Below are 16,582 nucleotides of genomic sequence, written 5' to 3' on the forward strand. Positions count from 1 at the left end.
GTTTCGCCGATACGGTAGCGAGCGGGGTTGAATTCGCGCCACCCCGGGTTGATCTTTGTGGATAGAACTTGTCAGTTCCGGCGTCAACGGCCACGAGGGGTAGTGCTGCGCTTATTCGCCGTGTCCCTGGCTGGCGGCATTTCCGGGTACCGATTACCAACGGCAAGCTTTCGCTTACCTGAATCCGCCAGCCGCTGGCGTACCCAAGGGCGGGCCGGCGGCCGATCGGCTGGGCCGGGGTACCGCACAGCAGAAACCCGCGCCGGACTGTCGGCGCGGGTTTCTGCTATGTGCGCGGAGCGCTATGAGCTCTTGGCGGACGGGATGATGTGGGTGGCGCCCATGCCCAGCCGGCGCACCGCCAGTTCGGCGGCCTGCGCGGTGAGGTTGCGGGCGTCAGCGACGTTCCAGCCGTCGCCGGCCGCGTACGTCGCGCCGACCCAGGTCGGGTGCAGCACCGGGATGATGGCGCGCATCACCGCGGCGAAGGCGTCACCGTCGGCCACGCTGTCGAAGGTGGTGACCGTGACGATCGTGCCGTCCAGCGTGCAGGTGCCCTGGTCGTGGTACCGGTAGACGGACTGGTCGTGCCTGGCTGCCTGCTTGAACTCGGTGCAGTTCATGTCCCGGGCCAGCGAGGCAGCCGGCTGCCCCAGGTACTTCGGCTGGTTGAACCGCGCCACGAGCTGCGGAGCTCCCCACCCGATCAGGCCCGCGACAACCGCCAGCACGACGGCCGCGCCGACGACCCGCAGCCGGGAGCCACCGTCACCCGCGAAACCGGTGGTACCGGTGGGGCTTACTGGAGCTTCCTGAACTGCAACCACGCTTTACTCCCCAGGAATGTGTCGGTTGTTTCCGGGACATAGTTAATTTTATTGACCGAGCGGTCGGAGTTCTGTCGTCTGACCGGTCCGGCGTCACCGGCGACAGGCCAGGGCCGTCGAGACCCTGGCCTGTCCCGGATGGCGCCCCGCGCTACATTCCGGACGCCGGTACGAACGTGTAACCGTCGGCCTGGACGCCCTCGACGATCGTCTTCAGGTAGCTGACGTCGAGGTACGGGTGGAAGAAGAAGCTCGCGACCCCGTCGCGTACCGCCGTGTTCAACTGCGCGGTCGCGAGGATGTCGGCCGGCAGGCGCGGCGGGTGGTTGTTGTACCACTCCAGCTCGACATTGCCGAGGTTCTCCGGCACCACCAGGACGCCGTAGATGTCGCGCACGGTGTACGGGAAGAACTGCCCGACGATCCGCGAGTAGTCGAGCGTCCCGCCGCTCAGCACGCCCGACGGGTACAGCCCGCGGTCGTAGCGCACCTGGAACGACGCCGCGACCGCCTTGTTGTCCGCGCCGCTGCCGGCGTAGTGCGGGAACTCGAACATGGTCGGCTTCGCCAGGCCGGCCGCGGTGAAGGCCGCGAGGCCGTCGTTGATCCGGCCCTGCGCCCACGCCTGCGAGTCCTCGCTGACCGGCCCGTCGTAGACGACGGTGTTCGTGTCATCGATGTGCGCGCGGTAGAACTCGAAGTCGTCGGCGCTGACGCCGTTGTACGGGTTCGGCACGTTGCTGTACTGGTGCGTGTAGCCGTGCATCAGCAGCGTCCCGCCGTGCGACTGCATGTACTTCAGCTCCGCCACGACCTGCGGACGTTGGGCCAGCGTGTAGTCCTCGGGGGAACCGCTCGAGTTCGCGCCGTTCGGGTCCCGGTAGCGCGGATAGACCGCGACCGAGAACGGAACACCCTTGCTGTACAGGTAGTTCGTCATCGCCCGCAGCTGCGCCGGGTCGGCGTCCGGGCCCACGTCCTCGAGCCGGACCAGCGCCCGGTGCCGCACCGGCGTCGCCGGCGCTAGGACGTCGATGAGCAGGTCGGCGAAGGCGACGTAGCGGTCGTCGGCGGTCATGTACGCGTACGGGATCTCGCCGAGGTACGTGAAGTTGCCCGACCGGACGCCCCAGGACATCGTGGTTCCGTCCGCCCGGACGGCCTGCCCGACCGGGGTCGCCTTGGCCGGGTCGCTGATCGACGTGTCCATGATGCCGGCACCGTTCTGCGGGTCCCGGGTGAAGGCCTTGCCCTTGTAGTCGACCGTCGACACCGCGGCGAAGTCGAAGCCGGTCCAGGTGAACCCGTGGTCCGCCGCGAAGCCGGGGGCGCGGGCGGTCAGCTGCCAGATGTTGTCGTACATCCAGATGACCGGCTTGGTGGTGGCCGCGATGTCGTCGAGGAACGCGATCGGCAGCGGCTCGTCGTACGTGGAACCGACGTATACGACCGCCGAGAAGCTCGCCAGCTCACCGGCCGAGTAGTCGGCCGCGGGCTGGGCGGTCCAGTCACCGAAGTGCGAGGCGAGGTTCGCCGTCAGGATCGCGTACTGCTCGCCGAGGAACGCGTACGGCCCGGTGCTGTCGTACACGACGAGCGTCCTGCCGCCGGTGCCGGGGATCCCGGCACCGGAGGTGGCCCCCTTCAGCGGTGCCGATGGGGTGGTGAACACCGCCGCGCCGGACGGATCGGAGACGTTGTCGGCCGCGTCGAGCGCCTTGACGGTGATGGTGTACGTGGTCGACGGGGTCAGCCCGGTCAGCGTGACGGCGGGGGTGGTCGTGGTGACCACCGATGGGCCGCCGGAGACTTCGTACGCCACGACACCGACCGCGTCGGTCGACGGTGTCCAGGTGAGGTCGGCGGTGGTCGCGGTGACGGCGCCGACGGTCGGCGTGCCCGGGACCGTCGGCGGCGTCGTGTCCGGTACCGCTGGCGGGGCCGCCGTCGTGAACGTCACCGCGTCGGACGCCGGCGAGAGGTTTCCGGCCGCGTCCATGGCTTTGACCGTGATGGAGTAGGTGGTCGCCGGGGTGAGCCCGGTCAGGGTCGTCGCGGCGACGGGAGGGGCGCCGGTGACCGTGGCGATGGGCGTCGTGCTCGCGCCGTTGAAAAGCTGGTACGCGGTGACCCCCACGTTGTCCGTCGACGCGCCCCAGGTGAGGGTGGCCGACGAGGCGTCGGGCGCCCCGGCGACGGGCGTACCCGGCCTGGTGGGCGGCGCGGTGTCGGAGACGGACCCGACGGTGAAGGACCAGATGTACGGGCTGCTCAACACGCCCGAGGCGTCCTTGAGCTTGATGGTGATGGTGTATCGGGTGCTGCTGGTCAGCACGCCGCGCGGGGTGAACGTGACGGTCTTCGTCGCCGCGTCGTATCTGGTGTACCCCGACACGTCCGCCCCGCCGACCGTCTTGACGAACGAGTACCGAAGCGACGTCGGATTGATCGCGGCGCCGAAGGTGGCGGTGGGGTGGACCGTGGTGGCGTTGCCGGTGGTCCCGTTCCCGGGCGTCACCGCCACCACGTCCGGCGTGGCGGCGAAGGCTGGCGTGCTCAAGCCACCCGCGACGGCAACGCCGGCCGTCGCGAACACGAGCAGCTTCAACATGGTTCGCACTCTTGTCTCGTTCCTGTCGAGGATGTGCACCGTCGCATGTGGAGAGAAGCCCGGGGGGGTGGTGGTGCGGTCCGCCACCCCCCGGGCTCCGCGCAACTAGCTGATCTTGGCCGACCAGGCGATGTTCGCGTTGGCCACGTTGCTGCTGCTCGGGGTGGCCTTGAGCTCGATCAGGTCACCGGTGGCGACGGACACCGAGTGGGCGGCGTCGCCGCAGCTCTTGACCGCGCTGCCGGAGACGGTGCAGGTGATCCCGGTGTCGGCGCCGTTCTTGCGGATCATGAAGGTCCAGGTGTAGCTGCTCCCCGGCGCCGCGGTGAGGGCCACGTTCAGGCCCGAGAGGGTACCCGCGACCGCGGCCGGCTGCTGCGCGGCCGACTCTGATGTGGACGCGCCCAGGTACATGTAGTACGGGCTGGTCGACGTGGGGTTCAGCACGGCCATCGACGAACCCTGCAGCATGGTCGCGCCGGTCGCGCCGGTCGCGCCTGCCGGACCGGCCGGACCCGCCGGACCGGCCGGACCCGCGGCGCCGGTGTCGCCCTTGGGGCCCTGCGGACCGGTGGCGCCGTCCTTGCCGTGCAGGGACGCGATCCACTCCTCGGGGGTACCCGAGAAGAGCCCACTGTCGACAGCCAGCTGGTACGCGTCCTGGCCGTCGGTACCGTGGCCGACCAGCGACTGCAGCCAGTCCTGAACCGAACCGATCGACGGGTCGTTGGCGAGGGCGATGTCGTAGGCGCTCGCGCCGGCGATGCCCTGCAGGCCCTGCGGACCCTGGGGTCCGGTGTCGCCCTTGTCGCCCTTGTCGCCCTTTTCGCCCTGAGGGCCCTGGGGGCCTACGGCGCCGTCCTTGCCGTCAGCGCCGGGGATGCCGGGCACGCCCTGGGGGCCCTGGGGCCCGGTGTCGCCCTTGTCGCCCTTGTCGCCCTTCTCGCCCTGCGGGCCCTGGGGTCCGGTGTCGCCCTTGTCGCCCTGGGCGCCGGTGTCGCCCTTGTCGCCCTGCGGGCCCTGGGCGCCCGTGTCGCCCTTGTCGCCCTGGGCGCCGGTGTCGCCCTTGTCGCCCTGCGGGCCCTGGGCGCCCGTGTCGCCCTTCTCGCCCTGCGGACCGACCGCGCCGTCCTTGCCGTCAGCGCCGGGGATGCCGGGAACGCCCTGCGGGCCCTGGGCGCCGGTGTCGCCCTTCTCGCCCTGCGGGCCCTGGGGCCCGGTGTCGCCCTTTTCGCCCTGCGGGCCCTGGGCGCCGGTGTCGCCCTTTTCGCCCTGCGGGCCCTGGGGCCCGGTGTCGCCCTTTTCGCCCTGGGGACCCTGGGGGCCTACGGCGCCGTCCTTGCCGTCAGCGCCGGGGATGCCGGGAACGCCCTGCGGGCCCTGGGCGCCGGTGTCACCCTTGTCGCCCTTCGCGCCCTGTGGGCCCGTCGGACCCTGCGGACCAGCCGGGCCGGTCGCGCCGGTCGCGCCCTTCGGACCAGCCGGGCCGGTCGCGCCGGTGGTGCCCTTCGGTCCAACCGGGCCGGTCGCGCCGGTGGTGCCCTTCGGACCAGCCGGCCCGGTCGCGCCGGTGGCGCCCTTCGGACCAGCCGGCCCGGTCGCGCCGGTGGCGCCCTTGGGGCCAGCCGGGCCGGTCGCACCTCGCGGACCCGTGTTGTTCCAGTTGATCGTCTGCTCGCCGCTCCTGCATCGGGTGCCGCGCTGGTAGTCGATGACGCGCAGGGCGCCGGTGCTGGTGTTACGGCAACCCGTGATGACACCGGTACTGCTGTTCGGCACGGACGCGTAGGCCGCAGCCGACCCGACTCCGACCAGAACTGCCGCGGCCGTCGCGGAAATGGCCGCTAACTTGCGCTTCTTTGACTGGAACACAGACGATCTCCTGTTTCAGTACGGACGACAAAAGTGAAATGGCGCTACGGCTATTTCGAGCCGACGACGACCCTTTCCAGGGGCTTCGCCCGGGGTGGGGGAGGCGGCGCCTGAACTTGGCCGTCCCGGGGCGAGGCCTGCTTGGTGTCGTTGGGGTGGTGCGCCTTGTCCGACAACGTGAGCGCCGCGGACGCGATACCCAGCGCCGCCACGACGGCGGCCAGAACCAATGCGGCCTTCTTCTTCACAGATTCTCCTGGCACGATTGCGCGTGAAATGCCGACCGAAATCGGCGGCCAGAGGCCACCTCGGTGATCGGCGAACCTGATCAGACGGAAGAGGCGCGGATATCCGACCGCGCATGAACAGGTGACAGGGTGGCGACGGATGTCATGGCATCTCCCGGGCGCGTCAGTGGTACGGGCTCGGTTTCGCCACTAGCTCCCTGCCGGACCTAAGGGCGACCATGTGTGCGCCCGGCAGATCAATGCATTCCCGGTAGTCCGGTGCTGGACTGTTGCATCAAGGTAGCGATTCGGTTGCGGTGGCGCTGTCAGCAGCCAGGGCCTACCGATATCGGACGCTCGGATGACAACGAATGGTCAACGGGCTCACTGCACCCAGGTCAGTCGCTATCGGTCGGTGCGGCAGCCGGGCAACCCCACCTGGCCGTCGTGGCGCCGGCCGAGCCGCTGAGGAGCGCCTTGTGTGGCCGGTCGGACGCGAGCGACCATCACCCGAACGACATTGAGCCGCCGGCGGCGACCAGACCGATGGTCAGAGGATTCCGAGCTGGTTGGCGTGCGCGAGTGCCTCCACCCGGTTGCGGGCGCCGAGCTTCTCCATGGCGCGCTGCAGGTACGTCTTGACCGTGTTGCGGGTCAATCCGAGCGCGGCGGCGATCTCCGGGTTGGTCTGGCCCATGGCTACGTGTCGGAGGATCTCGTACTCGCGGCGGGTCAGCCCATGCTCGCGCAGCTTGCGATCGAGCAGGACTCCGCCGTCGTGCCCGGTGTTCGCGTAGACCACGCGTTCGCCGTCGGCGACCCGCCGGATCGCGTCGACAAGATCCGCCTGTTCGGTGTCCTTCACGACGACGCCGTGCGCCCCGGCGGCGAGGGCGGCGTCCAGCGCGGCGTGGTCGGGGTAGGCGGTAAAGACGATGATCTTCACTGCCGGGTTCTGGGCCAGCAGCGCACGGATCGTCTCGGGGGCCAGCATGTCCGGTAGGCGCAGATCGAGCAGGACCACGTCAGGGCGGGTCTGGCCCGCCGCGTTGAGGGCTTCCGAAGCGCAGCGGGCGTAGCCGGCGACCGTGACGAACGTGGTGCGCTGGAGTGCCAGCGACACCCCGTCGAGGACCACCGGGTGGTCGTCGACGACCAGGACGCGCAGGGCCGGCGTGCTCATGCGGGTACCCACGCCTGCACCGTCACCCCACCGTCGTCGTTTTCGCCGACCGTGAGCGTGCCGCCGATGCGCGCGAGCCGATCGGAGGCCGCGGCCAGGCCGAGGCCGCGAGGGCAGGGTCGGTCGGTAGCGATGCCCTCCCCGTCGTCGGAGACGGTGACCGTGACGCCGTCGCGGGCCGCGAAGGCGCTGACCACGACAGAGTGCGCCCGGGCGTGCTTTTCCACGTTGAGCAGCGCCTCACGGGCGGCGTCGGCGAGCGCGCGGATACGGGTGGGAGCCAGGCTGGGTAGCTCGGTCAGGGTGATCATCCGGGCGATGACGCCGGTACGCTCGGAGAAGGCCCGGCAGTGCTCGCGCAGCGCGACGCCCAGGGCGACCCGCTCGGGTGGCGTGCTGAGCACGTGGAGCGACCCGCGCAGGGCCGCGCTGGCTTCGCTGGCTTGCTGGTCGATCATGGCCAGTCGGGCGCGTACCGTTTCGTCGAGATTGGGCTCGTCGCGCAGTAGCCGGATGCCGGCTCCGAGAGTGAACAGCATCGCGCCGACGGTGTCGTGCAGTTCGAGCGCCAACCGTCGGCGCTCCTCGTGGGCGGCCACTTCGGCGGCGTGCCGGGCGCGCTCGGCGACGACCTGAGCGGCCGCCATCCGCGCGGCCACCTGCTCGAACGCGTGGATGGCACGGTCGTCGTAGCGGCGGCTGTAGCGGTCCGCGCCATAGAGGACGCCGAGGAGGCGGCCGTCGTGCAGGATCGGCGCGGCGATCATCGCGTGCACTCCTTCGGCAGCTACGTGCGGTACGAAGTCCAGGCCGATCTCCGGCGATTCCCGGTAGTCGCTGACCCACAGGGGGCGGCGGCCCATCAGGACCTTGCCGCCCAGTCCCGCACCGGCCGGCACGATGAGCCCGTCGGCCACGCCGGTGTGGTCGTTCACGAAATCGCCGAGTACGAGCTGTTCCGGGCCACGGGGCGAGCCGATCCACGCGACCTCGACACCGGTCAACGTCGGCACGGTGGACGACAGGCGCCGCATCGCCGCGGAGCGGTCGAGCAGCGCCAGGATTTCGGCGAACTCCTCGTCCAGTTCGGCGAGCAGGTCGTGCCGGGGACGCCCGTTCCTGCGACGGCCCGCATTGGACATTGTGGCCATGCCCTTCGATCGAATAACCGGTTGTCAGAGCCGGTCGGTACCGGCCAGCGGCGGTTGGTGAGGGACCTCGAGCCGCCATTTTTCACCTGTTCACGGACTGTCTGGTACCTCCGGATGGAGGAGATCTGCGGCTGCATCCGCCAACCGCCGTGCCGTAGGGACTATCCCGACCGTGCGGCGACAGCCAGTTCGCCGTCGGAGAGCTCGGAGAGCTTGTCGATGCGCGGATCTCCCGCGTCGGCGGTGTAGTCCTCCGGACGCGTGCGATCGTGCCCCGTCGGGACACCGGCGGCCCGGAGTACGACGGTGGCGGCGATCGCGACGACGAGATTAAGTAGAAAGGCGACGAAGCCGGCATAAACCGTTACTTGGGTATCGAGCCCGAAATGCCACAGTGGATACGAGGAGCCGCCCCAGTGGGCCCGGATGATGGCGCCGTGTGGACCGCCGCGCTCGGGAATCTGGTAGATCATGACGATGCCGGCGAGCAGGCCCACGATCAGACCGGCGGTCAGCCCCCAGCGGTGCAGCCAACGGGTGTACAGGCCGAGGATGACCGTCGGCACCACCTGCATGATGACGACCCCTCCGATGAGCTGCATGTCGATGGAGAACTGGGGGTCGAGAAAGAGGACGAGCGACACCGCCCCGAACTTCACCAGCAGCGAGACCACCTTGCTCACCCGCGCTTCCTGCGCGGCGGTCGCCTCGGGGTGGATGAACTCCCGGTAGACGTTGCGGGCGAACAGGTTTGCCGCACCGATCGCCATGATGGCGGCCGGCACCAGAGCCGCGATCCCGATCGTCGCGAACGCCACTCCGGCGAACCAGGGTGGTCCGATCTGGTCGAACAGCCGCGGAACCACGGTGTTGAGGTCGCCGATCCTGCCGTGTGCGGGGTCGGCGCCGACCGGCTGGACATCCTCGGTCAGGGCGATATAGCCGAGCAGACAGAGCATGCCGAGCAGGATCGAGAACACCGGCAGGGCGATCATGTTGTGTTTGACGGTTGTCCGGCTGCGGGCGGCCAGTAGGCCGGTCATGGCGTGTGGGTACATGAAGGTGCCCAGGGCTGAGCCGATCGCCAGCGTGATGAAGTTGAGGTGCTGGTTGGAGTTCAGCAGCAGGCCGGCCATTGTGGATCCGGTCTCGTCGAACCTGGCGGCCGTGCGGTGGAATACGTTCCCCCAGCCGCCCTGGGCGAACGGCAGCACCAGGACCGCCGCGACGATCGTGAAGCAGACCAGAGCGTCCTTGACGAGCGCGATCAGTGCGGGTGCGCGCAGGCCGGCCCGGTAGGTGTAGATGGCCAGTACCAGGAAGGCGAGGGTGACCGGCCACCGCCCGGTCAGGCCCATGGTCTTGAACACCGCCTCGATGCCCACCATGTTCAGCGCGACGTAGGGGATGGTGGCGACGATGCTGGTGAGCGCTACGAGCAGGGCCAGCGTGGGCGAGGCGAACCGGGCACGTACGAAGTCGGAGGTGGTGACGAAGCCGTGTACGTGCGATACGGACCATAATCGCAACAGCGGCAGGAAGAGCAGCGGATAGCCCATGACCGTGTACGGCACGGCGAAGAAGCCCACCGCGCCGGCGCCGAACATCAGCGCTGGCAGCGCTACGAAGGTGTACGCGGTGTAGAGGTCGCCGCCGAGCAGGAACCAGGTGTTCCAGGAGCCGAAGCTACGCCCGCCCAACCCCCACTCGTCCAGTGAATCCAACGTGTGCGGGCGGCGCCATCGGGCGCTGGCGAAGCCGAGCACGGTGACCGTCGCGAAGAGGATGACGAAGATGACGAACTGGGGGTAGTGGTCCTGAAACCGGGGCACCGCTCACCGCCCTCGCTTCGTCGCGAGGTGCACGGCCAACATGCAGGCCGTGGCAACCACGTTCAGCGACAGGGGGAACCAGTAGAAAAATGGCATACCGCCCAGAACTGGCTCCATGTGGTTGTAGTAAGGACTGAGCAGCGACGCGACGACCGGCACGAGCAGCAGCCAGTACCAACCGCTACGGCCGCTGTGGCGCTTGATGACGGCATCCGTGCGGGGGTGCGCGGAACCGGTGTCGCGACGGGGCTCCCGCAGCCCCCACGTCTCAGGTGCTCGCCACTGGTCCGGCTCGGCGCCCGCGTCGTAGCGGTGTCGCCCGTCGGGCGCCGGCGGCGCGTGGTGTCCGGGACGGGCCGCGTGGGACGGTGCCGGCGGTACGCCGACGGGTCGGGCCGCGGAGGTCCTTTCACTGAAGGGGCTGCCGTCCCAGCGCGCTCCTGGTGCCCGGCCGACCGGGCGGGGGGTGTCGTACATGGCGGGCGGTCTCTTTCACAGGCGAGGTGGGCGACGGACCAGGCAGCCCCGGGCGCGCGGCGGTGTCGGCCGAGGTGGGGTCGCTCAGCGGGGCGCGGTGGGCCGGCACGGCCGACGTCTTGGGGTCTTGATCGTCGGTCGCGTGCGGCCGCGCGGCTTACGCGGTCATCGTTGCGCAGATCATGATGCGGCGACATCTCCGTATGGAGACTTGTCTAAAAGGGGCTGTGAATAACGGCGCGGGAGCCGTGGTCGCCGAGGTCGGGCGGTCCCCGTGCCCGCCGATCGGGCTACGGCACACCCCACGCCGGTCGGCGTTGCCGTCTCCACATGGAGATCTCGCGATGGGCTCCGCGAATGATACGAAGTCGGACGCACGGCGGGTGTCCGTACAGCACGGCGGCGACCCGTGGGCGGTCGTCACGACCGCGCCGCCCTACGGCCGTGCAGGCGCGGAGGTCCCTCGCTCGCTCCGCCCGGCCGGCCATACCCGGACGGAGCCGGCGAAGCGCGTGGCTAGGATGCCCGCATGCTGCCCAAGCTGGAGCCTTTCGCGAACCACCACGGCCGGGACGTCACCGGCCGTCTCCCGGACGCCGCGTCCGTCGTCGGTATCTCCGCGCTGCCGCCCGCGCACGACGTCATCTGGCAGCGGGCGGCCCCGTACCTCGCCGTCCGCAACAACGACGAGCACACCATCTACTCGTACGGCCTGGCGCGGGCGCTGGTCGACCTGCACCCGGACGCTGATCCCGAGGTCGTCCTGCCCGGCATCCTCCTGCACGACACCGGCTGGTCCGCCGCGCCCGCGGACGAGGTCCTCACGGCGATCGCGCCCGGCGGGAACCGGCCCGACCTGGTGCTGCTCCACGAGAAGGAGGGCGCCCGCATCGGCCGCGAGATCCTCGAGGAGGTCGGCCACGACGCCGCCCGGATCGAGGAGATCGTCGGGATCATCGACGGCCACGACTCGCGGCACGAGGCGCTGTCCCTGAACGACGCCCTCGTCAAGGACGCGGACAAGCTGTGGCGCCTGACGCCGCACGGCGTGGACACGGTGATGGACTGGTTCGGGTTGACCCGGGAACAGGCGCACCGCCTCATCGGCAGCCGGGTACACGATCACCTCTTCACCGACGCCGCGCGGACGATGGCGCGCGCGCTCGCTGCCGTCGCCTGGGTCGACGCCAGTGAGCAACGGGTGAAGCTGGGCTGAGCGGAGGCATCCGCCGCCCATGCCTCGTCAGCGGTTGGCCGGCCAGTCGGTCACGTCCCGAGTACTCGCCATCCTGGCGGCGTTCGAGGTCGGGCCGTCTTCGCTGTCGCTGACCCAGATCGCCGAATCGGCCGGGCTTTCGCTGCCCACCGCCCACCGGCTGGTCAATGAGCTGACCGAGTGGGGTGCGCTGCAGCGTGACCCGACCGGCCGGTACCAGGTGGGCCTGCGGCTGTGGGAGGTCGCCCAGCACGGCGGGCGGCAGCTCCGCGAGGCCGCCCGGCCGTACCTGCAGGATCTCTTCTCACTCACCCAGGAGACCTCGCACCTCGCCGTACGCGAGGGCCGGGAGGCCCTCTACATCGACCGGGTCTACTCGTCCAAGCGCGTGCCGCGGGCCTCGCGCGTCGGTGGCCGGCTTCCCCTGCACGCCACCGCCGTCGGCAAGGTCCTGCTGGCGTACGAGGAACGGTGGGTGCAGGAGGCGTACGTCGCCGGGCCCTTGGAGGCTCCGACGGCGCGCACGCACGTTCATCCGGGTCGGTTTCTCGAGGAGCTGGATCGGATCAAGGAGCAGGGCCACGCGACGACCTTCGAAGAGGTGCGGCCCGGGGCGTGTTCCATCGCCGTCCCGGTGCTGAAAGGCCCGGACACGGCGGTCGCGGCGCTCGGGCTGTCCCTGCTGTCCGCCCAGGCCGCGCAGATGGCCCGTCACCTTCCCGCCCTCCAGGGCGTCGCCGGACGGATCGCTTCGGCGATCGACCGCCGATGGATCACCGGCGTAGTTCCGTAAACGCACGCCGCGGCTGCTGAAGGTGCCAACTCACTTTCATTCAATGAAAGGACCGCGTTGTGGTGCGGTTGTCCACGCCCAAGGATGGGTGCGTCAGGTCACAGTCCACGGCACAAGGGAGCACCGTGTCACACCCCTTGCCAACCACGGCCGGCGCGCCCACCGGGTGTCCCGCTCACCACGGTTACGAGCCTTTCGCGCAGCAGAACCCCTTTCCTGCGTACGCGGCGCTGCGGACCGAGGAGCCGGTCATGTACGACGAGCGCATCGGCTACTGGGTGGTGACCCGGTACGACGACGTCAAGGCCGTCTTCGACGACTGGGAGACCTTCAGCAGCGAGAACGCGCAGGCACCGGTTCGTGAGCGGGGCGCCGAGGCGAAGCGGATCATGGCCGAAGGTGGGTTCACCGCATACTCGGGGCTCTCGGCGCGGGTACCCCCGGAGCACACCCGCATCCGCAAGATCGTCGCTCGCGCGTTCACCCCCCGGCGCTACAAGGCCCTCGAACCGGCCATCCGGGCCAACGTGGTACGCGAGATCGAGACGATGCTGCGGCGGCCCGACCGTACCGGCGACCTGGTCGCCGACCTCGCCTACGAGCTGCCGACCGTCACCATTCTGACGCTGATCGGCGCGGACACCTCCCAGATCGACACGTACAAGCGCTGGTCGGACTCGCGGGGAGCGATGACGTGGGGTGACCTGAGCGACGAGGAGCAGATCCCGCACGCGCACAACCTCGTCGAGTACTGGCAGGAGTGCCTCCGACTGGTCGAGGAGGCCCACCGGACCCACCCGGACAGCCTGGTCGGTGACCTGGTCCGGGCGCAGGAGGCCGGCGAGGAGATCACCGACCACGAGATCGCCTCGGTCTGCTACAGCCTGCTCTTCGCCGGTCACGAGACCACCACGACGCTGATCTCCAACGCGCTGCGCGTGCTGCTCGCCCACCCCGAGCAGTGGCGGCAGGTGGTCGAGGACCCGAAGAAGATCTCCGCCGCCGTCGAGGAGGTCCTGCGCTACAGCCCGTCGATCGTGGCCTGGCGCCGCCGCGCCAAGCGGGACGCCGTCGTGGGGGGAGTGGAGATCCCCGCCGGCGCCAATCTCCTGCTGGTGATGGGCTCGGCGAACCGGGACGAGAGCCACTTCGAAGCGCCCGAGGTCTTCGACATCTCGCGGCCCAACGCCCGCGAGCACCTGGCCTTCGGCTACGGCATCCACTACTGCCTCGGCAACATGCTGGCGAAGCTCCAGGCCAAGGTCGCCATCGAGGAGGTCGCGCGGCTCGCGCCCGGCCTGCGGCTCGTCGACGCCGACGCCATCGAGTTCGGCCACAACCTCTCCTTCCGCGCCCCCGTCCGCGTCCCTGTCACCTGGGAGGCCTGACGTGCAGGACACCCCGTACATCCAGTTCTTCGACGGCGGGAGCGAGCCGACGCACGCGCTGCTGGGCGGCAAGTGCGCCTCGCTGGTCACCATGACCGCCGCCGGCATGCCGGTCCCGCCGGGCTTCGCCGTCACCACCGCCCACTACGACGAGGTCGTCCACCGCTCGGGCATGGCCGCGGCGATCCAGGCCGAACTGGCCGGGCTCGACTACCACGACGTGGCCGCCGTCGACGCCGCGTCCGCGCGCATCCGGGAGCAGATCGCGTCCCGGGAGATCCCGGCCGACCTGCGGGCGCAGGTCCTGGCCGCCTACGACGCGCTGCAGTCCCGCTTCGCCGACGAGGTGCCCGTCGCCGTGCGCTCGTCGGCGACCGCGGAGGACCTGCCCGACGCCAGCTTCGCCGGGCAGCAGGACACGTACCTGTGGGTGCGTGGCCGCGACGCGGTACTGGAGCACATCCGGCGCTGCTGGGCATCGCTGTACACCTGCCGGGCCATCCTCTACCGCTTGAAGAACGGCATCCCCGACGAGGGGCTGTCGATGGCCGTCGCCGTGCAGAAGATGGTGAACTCCCGCGTCGCCGGCGTGGCCATGACGATCGATCCGACCAGCGGGGACCGATCCAAGATCACGATCGACGCCTCGTACGGGGTGGGGGAGATGGTGGTCTCCGGTCAGGTCACCCCCGACAACATCGTCCTGGACAAGGTCATGCTGTGCGTGGTCGCCGAGACGATCGGCGACAAGCACGCCGAGCTCGTACCCGACGTCGCGGCGGGCCGACTCGTGGAGCGCGCGGTCGATGCGGAGCGTCGCCGGCGGCGCTGCCTCACCGCCGAGGAGGTCACCGCGATCGCCCGCATGGCCAAGCGGGCCGAGAAGCACTACTGCTGTCCCCAGGACGTCGAGTGGGCCCTTGACGCGGACCTGCCGCCGGGGCAGGACCTGCTGCTCCTGCAGGCCCGCCCCGAGACGGTCCACTCCGCGGGCTCCGGCAGGAAGGAGGCGCCGGCGCCCGCGCCGGCTGTCCCCGGGTTCAACCTCTCCGGCATCACCTCGATGCTCACCGCTGGACTCGGCAAGGTCTGATCCAGCCCGCACCACCGCACTTCCGCGAACCGGCGAGCGCCGGCTCGTGTCCTCACGTCCCTGCCCACGACAGGAACCGCCAATGACAGCAGTGCAGCCGTCTTTGAAGTCCTTCCCGAAGCCCTCCGAGCTTCCGGTGCCTCCGGGCGCGGAGGGGTGGGAGGAGCTCTATCCGTACAACCTCGTCTTTCGCAACGGCAGCGGTGCCGAGGACGAGAAGTTCTGGTTCTGCGACAGCCAGCACTGGCCGACCGTCTTCAAGCCGTTCGAGACCATCGGCGGTGAGTTCGCGGTCAAGTGCCTGGGCCAGTACAACGCCCGCCACCTGATCATCCCGGTGGCGAACGGGATCGAGTTCAAGATCCACCTGGGCTACCTGTACATGAGCCCGATCCCGGTACCGGAGGAGCAGATCCCGGCACGCGTACCCGAGTTCGAGCGCCGCGTCGGCCACTACTTCCAGAACTGGGACAGCCTGCTCGAGAAGTGGCGGCAGAAGGTGCGCGCCACGATCGACGAGATGGAGGGGCTGACCTTCAAGCCCCTGCCGGAGATGGTGCCGTTCGACGACATCCTCAGCGGCAAGGCCAAGGACGGCTCCGAGGTCCTCATGGAGGGCTACGACCGGCTGATCCAGCTCTGCTACCAGAACTGGCAGTACCACTTCGAGTTCCTCAACCTCGGCTACCTCGCGTACCTGGACTTCTTCAGCTTCTGCAAGCAGGTCTTCCCCGGCATCCCCGACCAGGCCATCGCCAAGATGGTCCAGGGCGTGGACATGGAGCTGTTCCGGCCCGACGACGAGCTGAAGAAGCTCGCCACCCTGGCGGTGCGGCTCGGCCTGCAGTCCGCGTTCGCCGACACCGACGACGTCCCCGGTACCCTCGCGCGCGTCGCCGAGGCCGCCGGCGGCCGGGAGTGGCTGGACGCCTACATGGCCGCGCAGGACCCATGGTTCAACTTCACCATCGGCAACGGCTTCTACGGCCACGACGAGTACTGGATCGAGCACCAGGAGATCCCGCTCGGCTTCATCAAGGACTACATCCGCCGGCTGGAGCAGGGCGAGCAGATCATGCGTCCGGTCGACGAGCTGATCGCCGAGCGCGACCGCATCGTCTCCGAGTACCGCGAACTGCTCGACGGCGAGCAGCTGGCCCAGTTCGACGCCAAGCGGGGGCTCGCCGCGACGGCGTACCCGTACGTGGAGAACCACAACTTCTACATCGAGCACTGGACCATGGGCGTCTTCTGGCGCAAGGTCCGCGAGCTGAGCGCCGTCTTCGTCGCGGCCGGCTTCTGGGCCGACCGCGACGACATCCTGTACCTGACCCGGGGTGAGGTCCGCGAGGCACTGTTCGACTACGTCTGCGGCTGGGGCGTCGGCACCGAGGCGACCGGGCCGCACTACTGGCCGGCCGAGATCGAGCGCCGCCGGGCGATCATCGACGCGCTGAAGACCCAGCGTCCGCAGCCGGCGTTGAACACGCCGCCGGCCCAGATCACCGAGCCGTTCACGATGATGCTCTACGGCATCACCACCGAGCAGGTGCAGCAGTGGCTGGCCGGCGATGACGAGGGCGGCGACGGCGCCATCACCGGTATGGCGGCCTCGCCCGGCGTGGTCGAGGGGATCGCCCGCGTCGTGACCAGCGCCGACCAGCTCAGCGAGGTGCAGCAGGACGAGATCCTGGTGGCCACCATCACCGCGCCCTCCTGGGGACCGATCTTCGGCAAGATCAAGGCGACCGTCACCGACATCGGCGGCATGATGAGCCACGCCGCGATCGTCTGCCGCGAGTACGGGCTGCCGGCCGTGACCGGAACCGGGCGCGCGTCGACCACCATCAGAACCGGTCAGCGGATCCGGGTCGACGGTTCGGCCGGCCGCGTCGAGATCCTCTCGGACTGA

The 16,582-nt window shown here is 69.7% G+C and carries 13 protein-coding genes; 5 read left to right on the forward strand and 8 right to left on the reverse strand.

Going from position 1 to position 16,582, the window contains the following annotated elements; translation table 11 throughout:
- Positions 1-302 precede the first annotated feature (302 nt).
- The 8 genes from HC031_RS25460 to HC031_RS32650 all read right to left on the reverse strand — a co-directional run bounded on the left by HC031_RS25460 (position 303) and on the right by HC031_RS32650 (position 10,180).
- Complete coding sequence (locus HC031_RS25460) at positions 303-827, reverse strand: hypothetical protein (RefSeq protein WP_167927950.1); 525 nt, start codon at positions 825-827, stop codon at positions 303-305.
- A 151-nt stretch (positions 828-978) separates the two neighbouring features.
- Positions 979-3,438 (reverse strand): DUF2334 domain-containing protein, encoded by a 2,460-nt coding sequence (locus tag HC031_RS25465; protein ID WP_205863246.1) that lies wholly within the window; start codon positions 3,436-3,438, stop codon positions 979-981.
- 105 nt (positions 3,439-3,543) lie between these two features.
- A complete protein-coding gene (locus tag HC031_RS34080) occupies positions 3,544-5,217 on the reverse strand; it encodes an exosporium protein (protein ID WP_277349800.1) in 1,674 nt (557 codons plus the stop codon).
- 143 nt (positions 5,218-5,360) lie between these two features.
- Entirely contained in the window at positions 5,361-5,558 is a 198-nt protein-coding gene (locus HC031_RS25475) for a hypothetical protein (RefSeq protein ID WP_167927953.1), read from the reverse strand.
- Positions 5,559-6,087: 529 nt separating this feature from the next.
- Positions 6,088-6,720: a response regulator transcription factor gene (locus HC031_RS25480; protein ID WP_167928018.1), complete on the reverse strand. Its 633-nt coding sequence runs from the start codon at positions 6,718-6,720 to the stop codon at positions 6,088-6,090.
- Positions 6,717-7,871, reverse strand: a complete 1,155-nt coding sequence (locus HC031_RS25485; RefSeq protein ID WP_167927954.1) for a GAF domain-containing sensor histidine kinase — start codon at positions 7,869-7,871, stop codon at positions 6,717-6,719. Before HC031_RS25485 ends, HC031_RS25480 begins: the two co-directional genes overlap by 4 nt.
- A 161-nt stretch (positions 7,872-8,032) precedes the next feature.
- A complete protein-coding gene (gene mctP, locus HC031_RS25490) occupies positions 8,033-9,703 on the reverse strand; it encodes a monocarboxylate uptake permease MctP (RefSeq protein ID WP_167927955.1) in 1,671 nt (556 codons plus the stop codon).
- Positions 9,704-9,706: 3 nt separating this feature from the next.
- The gene (locus HC031_RS32650; RefSeq protein WP_205863247.1) at positions 9,707-10,180 is read right to left on the reverse strand and encodes a DUF3311 domain-containing protein; all 474 of its coding nucleotides are present in this window, start codon (positions 10,178-10,180) and stop codon (positions 9,707-9,709) included.
- Between the two features lie 529 nt (positions 10,181-10,709).
- On the opposite strand from HC031_RS32650, the gene HC031_RS25500 reads away from it, so the two are divergent.
- The 5 genes from HC031_RS25500 to HC031_RS25520 all read left to right on the forward strand — a co-directional run bounded on the left by HC031_RS25500 (position 10,710) and on the right by HC031_RS25520 (position 16,582).
- Positions 10,710-11,396: an HD domain-containing protein gene (locus HC031_RS25500; RefSeq protein WP_167927956.1), complete on the forward strand. Its 687-nt coding sequence runs from the start codon at positions 10,710-10,712 to the stop codon at positions 11,394-11,396.
- Positions 11,397-11,415: 19 nt separating this feature from the next.
- Complete coding sequence (locus HC031_RS25505; protein WP_167927957.1) at positions 11,416-12,189, forward strand: IclR family transcriptional regulator; 774 nt, start codon at positions 11,416-11,418, stop codon at positions 12,187-12,189.
- 251 nt (positions 12,190-12,440) lie between these two features.
- On the forward strand, positions 12,441-13,577 hold the full coding sequence (locus HC031_RS25510) for a cytochrome P450 (RefSeq protein WP_205863248.1): 1,137 nt from the start codon (positions 12,441-12,443) through the stop codon (positions 13,575-13,577).
- 1 nt (position 13,578) lies between these two features.
- Entirely contained in the window at positions 13,579-14,670 is a 1,092-nt protein-coding gene (locus HC031_RS25515) for a PEP/pyruvate-binding domain-containing protein (RefSeq protein WP_167927959.1), read from the forward strand.
- 82 nt (positions 14,671-14,752) lie between these two features.
- Positions 14,753-16,582 carry a PEP-utilizing enzyme gene (locus tag HC031_RS25520; RefSeq protein WP_167927960.1) on the forward strand — a complete coding sequence of 610 codons (1,830 nt, stop codon included), beginning with the start codon at positions 14,753-14,755 and terminating at the stop codon, positions 16,580-16,582.

Origin of the sequence: Planosporangium thailandense, assembly GCF_011947195.1 — a bacterium.
GTDB classification, from domain to species: domain Bacteria; phylum Actinomycetota; class Actinomycetes; order Mycobacteriales; family Micromonosporaceae; genus Planosporangium; species Planosporangium thailandense.